General features: G+C 50.4%; 4 protein-coding genes. All 4 read right to left on the reverse strand.

The annotated features are described in order from the left end of the window. Positions 1 to 263: 263 nt before the first annotated feature. Positions 264 to 1,607 (reverse strand): aldehyde dehydrogenase family protein, encoded by a 1,344-nt coding sequence (locus ACTHUM_RS10420; protein WP_070695497.1) that lies wholly within the window; start codon positions 1,605 to 1,607, stop codon positions 264 to 266. Between the two features lie 79 nt (positions 1,608 to 1,686). Continuing rightward, positions 1,687 to 2,346: a MarC family protein gene (locus ACTHUM_RS10425; protein ID WP_004520122.1), complete on the reverse strand. Its 660-nt coding sequence runs from the start codon at positions 2,344 to 2,346 to the stop codon at positions 1,687 to 1,689. Position 2,347: 1 nt separating this feature from the next. After that, positions 2,348 to 3,499: a rod shape-determining protein RodA gene (gene rodA / locus ACTHUM_RS10430; RefSeq protein ID WP_049336483.1), complete on the reverse strand. Its 1,152-nt coding sequence runs from the start codon at positions 3,497 to 3,499 to the stop codon at positions 2,348 to 2,350. Beyond that, on the reverse strand, positions 3,492 to 5,529 hold a 2,038-nt coding region (mrdA, locus tag ACTHUM_RS10435; protein WP_440402850.1), incomplete at its 5' end, for a penicillin-binding protein 2. The genes mrdA and rodA, both read right to left, overlap by 8 nt.

The raw sequence follows: 5,529 nt of genomic DNA on the forward strand, positions 1-5,529 counted from the left end.
AAGTTGTATTTCAGACGGCATTTTTGTTTATTGGGTATTTTAGAAATGGCTTAATGCAGCAATCGGAATGAAGAACATGATAATCTGCTGCTTCAAAATGGACTGGGGAATATGGATTGCTTTTTAAGATAGGTTTCTATTTTTGAGCGGCTTTGATTTTGCAGGGTTTATACGGGATTAAATACAATATTTTTGCCAGTTTTTTAAACAACATCAGGCCGTCTGAAATTGGGTTTTCAGACGGCCTGAGTTAATGAAACGGTTTATTTTTGCCAATAGGTTTTGACGTTGACGAACTCGTACAGCCCGAATTCTGATAGCTCACGTCCATAACCTGAAGCTTTGACGCCGCCAAAGGGGAGGCGCAGGTCGCTGCTGGTGTGGCGGTTGATAAAGACAGAGCCTGCTTGGATTTTTTCGGCATATTGCCATGCGTTTGCCGTGTCGGCTGTGTAGATACAGGCGCCGAGGCCGAAAGGTGTGTCATTGGCAAGCGCAACGGCGTGATCCGGATTGTCGGCGCGTAAGATCATGGCAACCGGGCCGAAGACTTCTTCGTGCCAAACGCGGCAGTTTGGATTGACTTGATCCAATACCGTGGCAGGGTAAAACCAGATTTCTCCCTCAGGGATATAGCCGCCGCTCAAGCATTGCGCACCGTGTGCAACCGCATCTTGAACCTGCTCGTGAACGGTTTGACGCAGGTCTTGGCGGTGAAGCGGGGCAAGGGTGGTGTTCAAGTCTTTGGGATTGCCGGTTTGCAGTTTGGCACACTCGGCAAGGAAGAGCGGAATAAATTGTTCGGCAATATCTTGGGTAACAACAATGCGCTTGGCGGCATTGCAGGATTGTCCGGCATCGCGAAAGCGCGAATAGCAGGCATCGATGGCTGCGCGTTGCAGATCGGCATCGGGCAGAATGATAAACGGATTGCTGCCACCCAGTTCAAGGACGGTTTTTTTCAGATGTTTGCCTGCATGGGCGGCCAGCAGGCGGCCGGTATGGGTTGAACCGGTAAATGCCATGGCATCAGTATCTTCAATGGCTTTAAGCGTGTCTTCATGACTTAACCATGCGCCGATAAGTGGCAAACCTTCGGGGATAAGGCTGAATAGGGTTTCGCTGACGCGGGCGACACTGGGCGCAGGTTTGACTGCGCAGGCATTGCCGGCGCACAGGGCAGGGATGGCAAATCGTAAAATCTGCCAAACAGGGTAGTTCCACGGCATAACCGCCAAAACAACACCCAAAGGTTCGAAGCGGACTTGGCTGAGGCTGGCTTGGGTAGCGATGGTTTTATGGGCTAGCAGTTCGGGGGCAAGACGGACGTAGTAGCGGATAAGCTCGATGGATTTATTGATTTCGGCACGGCATTCGTGCAGGCAGCGTCCGACTTCTTCGCAAACCATTTCAGCAAGGCGTTCTTGGTTTTGGGTAAGGCTGTCGGCAAATTGCTGTAAGAGGGCGGTGCGCTCGGTAATGCTTGATTGAGCGAAGGTTTGCTGAAGGGTTTGGAGGCGGTTTAATTCGTCGGTAAATTCAGTGTAGTTTTGTGCCGGTCGGCGGCAAATGGTTTCACCGGTAAAGACATGGGTGCTGTGAAACATGGTTGGCTCCTTTGTTTTTATGTTTTTATGAGGCCGTCTGAAAATGTTTCAGACGGCCTTTTATTGTGATAATTGTACTTCAAGCGACCAGTTGGGGAAAAATAGATTTTAAGCCGGCAACAATAATCTCTACGGAAATGGCAGCAAGCATCATGCCCATGATACGGTTGAGGATGGTCAGGCCGGTCGTGCCCAAGCGTTTACTGATGCGTCCGGCAACGATCAGGATGAGATAGCAAATCAGGCTGACCAGAAAGCCGGAGATGATAATTAGGGCAATATCGCTGTAATTTTTGGCGGCAGAGGAGTAAATAATGACGGTAGAGATACCGCCGGGGCCGATGGTAATCGGAATGGCAATGGGTACGACGGCAATGGCTTTTTCATTGCGGCGGACTTGTTGCGCACTTTGATGTTCTTCTGAATGGGAATCAATTTTGGGTTTGGCAGGATTATCGTTGCCGTTCATTAAGGAGATGGCAATCAGCAAAACCAGAATACCGCCGCCGACTTGGAAGGAGCCGACGCTGATGCCGAGTACTTTCAACAAGATACCGCCGCCCAGTGCAAAGACGACAATCACGATGAAAACAGCCAATGCGGCAGTACGCGCGATTCTGCGCTTTTCTTTGGTGCTGTGGTTTTGTGTCAGGTCAAGATAAATTGAGAGCGCGCTGAAGGGGTTGATCAGTACAAGAAGTGCAACGAGAAGTTTGCCGATTTCTACACCTAATTCCATATTATTCCTTGCTTGCAGTTAGGTCGTCGTTGTCTATATTACGACGGCGGAGGTTTTTGTGTTCATTGGCAATACCCATCAACAGGGCGAGTACCACCATGATGGAAAGTGTAGCTGTACCGCCGTAGCTGACCAGGGGAAGGGGGACGCCGACAACGGGCAAAATACCGCTGACCATGCCCATGTTTACAAAGGCATAGCAGAAAAAGGTCATGGTCAACGCGCCTGCCAGAGTACGGCTGTAAAGGGATTGAGCTTGCGCGGCAATCCACAATCCGCGTGCCAGAATGATAAGGTAAACCAGCAGTAAAAGGATATTACCAATCAGGCCGAATTCTTCGCCGAATACTGCGAAAATAAAGTCAGTCGTTGATTCGGGAATATAGTCCAAATGGGTTTGCGTACCGTTGAGCCAGCCTTTGCCCCATACACCGCCCGAGCCGATGGCAATCATGGATTGGATGATGTGGTAGCCTGCACCTAACGGGTCTTTGGTTGGATCGAGCAGGGTGAGGACGCGGGTTTTCTGGTAGTCGTGCATGCCGTAATTCCACAAGAGCGGCAAGGCGGCTACAAAGGCAATAATAGCGGAAAAAATGGCTTTCCAAGGCAGTCCGGCAAAGAAGATGACAAAAATACCTGAAGCCATAATCAGCGCGGCCGTCCCCAGATCTGGCTGCTTCAAAATCAGGGCGACAGGAACAAGAATCAGCACGAGGGCGACAATATAATGTATCCATTTCAGACGGCCTTCATAGCGTTGGAAATACCACGCGACAGTCATGGGAATACCGATTTTCATGATTTCGGAAGGTTGGATACGGGTAAAGCCGATACTCAGCCAACGGGTCGAGCCGTTGACGGTAACGCCGGCGACTTCGACGCCAATCAACAGTAATACGCCGACAATGTAAACAGGCAGGGCGACTTTGGCAGCCGTTTGCGGCTTGAATACGGCGATAATCCATAAAAGGGCAAATCCCAAAACAGTATGGATGGTTTTGTTTTCCAATTGTCCGAACTCTTGCCCGTCTGCAGAATAGAGCAGGAACAGGCTCATGATGTAGATGGCGAGCATGGCAAAAAACAGCCAAGGGTCAATCGGGGCTGCAATGGTGGATTTGAAATTTTTCCACGCTGATGTGTTATTCATGATGAACCTCCGGCTGTGAGGCAGGGCTTGTCGGCGTCAGTCCGTAGGCAGATTGGAAAATGCTGGGAATAGGCTGATGTTTGTCCGTTGTTTCAGTTTTGGCTAAATCTGACTCAAGGCCGTCTGAAAACTGTTGCGGCTTGACGTGAAGCATATAAAAATCAGTCATTTCACGAGCCAATGGCGCGGCATACGCACCCCAACCGCCGTTTTCCAAAATAACGGCAATGGCGATTTCAGGTTTTTCCAATGGCGCAAACGAGATAAACCATGCGTGGTCGCGGTGTTGTTCGCGCAGGGCTACGGCGTTGTAGCGGCCGCCCTGTTTGATTTGTACGACCTGGGCCGTACCGGTTTTACCGCCCATCGTATAGGCGAGTCCGCCACTGATACGGTGCGCCGTACCGCCCGGTTTCAATACCTTTTCCATTGCGCGTTTGACGTATTCGAAGTTGTCTGCTTTGAACGGAATTTGACGCTCGGGATTGGGGTTGATACGGGTAATTTTGCGTGCGCCGAAATCCAATACTTCTTTGACCAAATGCGGCTGATGGACGACACCGTCATTGGCAAGAGAAGCTGTCGCATGTGCCATTTGCAAAGGCGTGTAGGCGTTGTAGCCTTGGCCGATGCTGACAGAAACCATTTCGCCGGCGCGCCATTCTTTGGCGGTAGGGTCGGAAGATTTGGCAAAGCGTTTGGCTTTCCATTCGCGGCTGGGCAAAACGCCTGCGTATTCGCTGGGCAGGTCAATGCCGGTTTTTTGGCCGAAACCGAATTGCGCCAGATACGGAGAGGCTTTATCGATACCCATTTCGTAACCCAAACGGTAGAAGAAGGTATCTGAGGATACTTGAATGGCTTTGCTCAAGTTGGCCGAGCCGTGACCGCTGCGGACGGAGTCGCGGAAGATATGGCGGCTGCCGGGTATGCTCCATGCGCCGGGAGCGGGGACGATGGTGTTTTGAGTGATTTTGCCGCTTTCCAACAAAGCCATGCCCATAAAGGGTTTGAATGTAGAACCCGGCGGATAAAGGCCTTGGGTAACGCGGTTGATCAAAGGCTTTTTCCAATCGTCATTCAGCATTTTCCAAGTGTCGCTGTCGATGCCATCAATAAAGAGGTTGGGATCGAAGGAAGGTTTGGAAACAAATGCCAAAACAGTACCGTCTTGCGGATTGATGGCCACCAATGCGCCACGGCGGTCGCCCAAGATGCGGTCGGCTTCCTGCTGCATGCGGATATCCATGCCTAGGCGCAAGGTTTGCCCCATTTTGGACGGGACATTTTTCAATATGCGGACGATATTGCCGTAAGCGTCTTTTTCGACTTCCTGATAGCCTGGGATGCCATGAAGCTGGTGTTCGTAATATTTTTCCAAGCCTGATTTGCCGATATGCGTACTGCCGCGATAGAGGGCAGTCAGGCCTTCTTCTTCCAGAATTTCTTTGTCTTTATCGCTAATACGGCCGATGTAGCCTAAGAAATGGGAGGTCAGCTTGCCGTAAGGATATTCGCGAAATGTGCGTGAGTTGACCTCTACGCCTTTGAATTCGCGCAGATGCACGGACAAACGGGCTGCCTCTTCATCGGTCAGCCTGAGCTTGAGTGGGATATTTTCAAATTTTCGATAGCTTTCGCGGTATTTTTTGAAGCGTTTTAAATCTGTCGGCGTGATATCGACGTATTTTTTCAATGCTTCAATGACATCTTCCATCTTACCTTCGATGCGGCTGGGAATAACTTCGAGCGAAAAGACTGGATAGTTTTTGGCCAAAGGAACGCCGTTGATATCGACGATTTCGCCACGTACGGGCGGAGTTGGAATCAGGGTGATGCGGTTACTCGATGCCTGACCGGAAAACTCATTGTGTTGAGTCACTTGCAAGTAAAAGAACCGCGCCAGCAAGATGGAAAAGAAGATGACAATCAGGACAAAAGCAACGAGCAGGCGCAATAAAGCGTCGGCTTGTGCAGCCTGAGCAGAAGGTTTTTTGGTATGTTGACCACCGGAAAGACGGCGTGGAAGA

This window comes from Neisseria sp. P0021.S006, from assembly GCF_051956895.1.

Bases quoted from the DNA above. Each gene is read 5' to 3' on its own strand.
- ACTHUM_RS10425 (WP_004520122.1), bottom strand. From the start codon at position 2,346: ATGGAATTAGGTGTAGAAATCGGCAAACTTCTCGTTGCACTTCTTGTA.
- ACTHUM_RS10420 (WP_070695497.1), bottom strand. From the start codon at position 1,607: ATGTTTCACAGCACCCATGTCTTTACCGGTGAAACCATTTGCCGCCGA.
- rodA (WP_049336483.1), bottom strand. From the start codon at position 3,499: ATGAATAACACATCAGCGTGGAAAAATTTCAAATCCACCATTGCAGCC.